The organism is Leptospira soteropolitanensis (assembly GCF_026151655.1).
In the GTDB taxonomy this organism is placed as follows: Bacteria; Spirochaetota; Leptospiria; order Leptospirales; family Leptospiraceae; genus Leptospira_A; species Leptospira_A soteropolitanensis.
Map to the genome: position 1 here is coordinate 1 of NZ_JAMQPN010000078.1, position 961 is coordinate 961.

The following is a 961-nucleotide window of genomic DNA, read 5'->3' on the forward strand; positions in this document are numbered from 1 at the left end:
TAACGAACTAGACTTACCGAAGTTGTCCGACCCTGAGTCCCGGAAACGGGACGTTAGGGACTGGCACGTAGCTTGCGTAAGCAAGGCGAGTGACAGGAGGACAATTTGCCGGAGGCCGAGCGAGGGCTTGTCCCGAAGCGCAGCGGTAAGTCGCTGTTATGCGACGTTGCGGGGAGCGACACGGATGTCGCAATCTTAGCTTCGTTCCTCTTTTATTCTCAAATACTCGTCTGGAGTTATGATTCTGAATTCTTTTATTTTTTCTAAAGTTAGAAGGTCTTTATCACCAGTGATTATAAAATCAATATTTGCGGAAAAAGCAGTTTCAAGAATGTGAAAATCATCTCGGTCTCTTAAATTCAGATAATCTTTCAGTTTTTTATTTTTGATAATTGTGGTGGAATTTCTTATTTCAGAAATTGTAAACTGGATAAAATCATTTGGAAGTTTGAATTTAGGTTTTGATAAAGTTTCTTCTATTTCATCGATAATTTCATTCGAGATGAAACCAATAAAAACCTCATCGATTAAATCTTGTAAAACAAGCTTAGGCTTTCCATTAAACAAAATTGCGGAAATGTAAATATTTGTATCTAAGAGAATTTTTAACATTAAGAAGCTTTTTTATTTCTTCTAACATTCTTAATTTCTTTGAATATATCATCTTCGGTAAGATTCGATTTTTCAGAAGATTTAACACCGAAATCAAAGATAGCCTGCCACTTAGATTTTTTCTCAATATAAGCTCTTGCAGCTTCCCGGATTAATTCAGATCTAGATCTGTGTTCTCTTTTTGCGATTTTATCAATTTCTTTTAAAAGAGCCTTTTCGAAAGAGATGTTAACAGTCTGATTCATGATTTTCCATAATATACAATATTTGTATATATGTCAAATGTATATTCTTTTGTAATTCTTAAAAACGCCACACGGATGTGGCGACTCTTCCCCGCAATGTTCGC

Annotated in this window: 2 protein-coding genes; both read right to left on the reverse strand. The window is 35.6% G+C overall.

Features of this window, described 5'->3' with window-relative positions; genetic code table 11:
- Positions 1-195: 195 nt before the first annotated feature.
- Positions 196-612: a putative toxin-antitoxin system toxin component, PIN family gene (locus ND811_RS19385; RefSeq protein WP_265353626.1), complete on the reverse strand. Its 417-nt coding sequence runs from the start codon at positions 610-612 to the stop codon at positions 196-198.
- The gene (locus tag ND811_RS19390) at positions 612-857 is read right to left on the reverse strand and encodes a CopG family ribbon-helix-helix protein (RefSeq protein ID WP_265353625.1); all 246 of its coding nucleotides are present in this window, start codon (positions 855-857) and stop codon (positions 612-614) included. Before ND811_RS19390 ends, ND811_RS19385 begins: the two co-directional genes overlap by 1 nt.
- Between the last annotated feature and the right edge of the window lie 104 nt (positions 858-961).

Bases quoted from the DNA above. Each gene is read 5' to 3' on its own strand.
- ND811_RS19385 (WP_265353626.1), bottom strand. From the start codon at position 612: ATGTTAAAAATTCTCTTAGATACAAATATTTACATTTCCGCAATTTTG.
- ND811_RS19390 (WP_265353625.1), bottom strand. From the start codon at position 857: ATGAATCAGACTGTTAACATCTCTTTCGAAAAGGCTCTTTTAAAAGAA.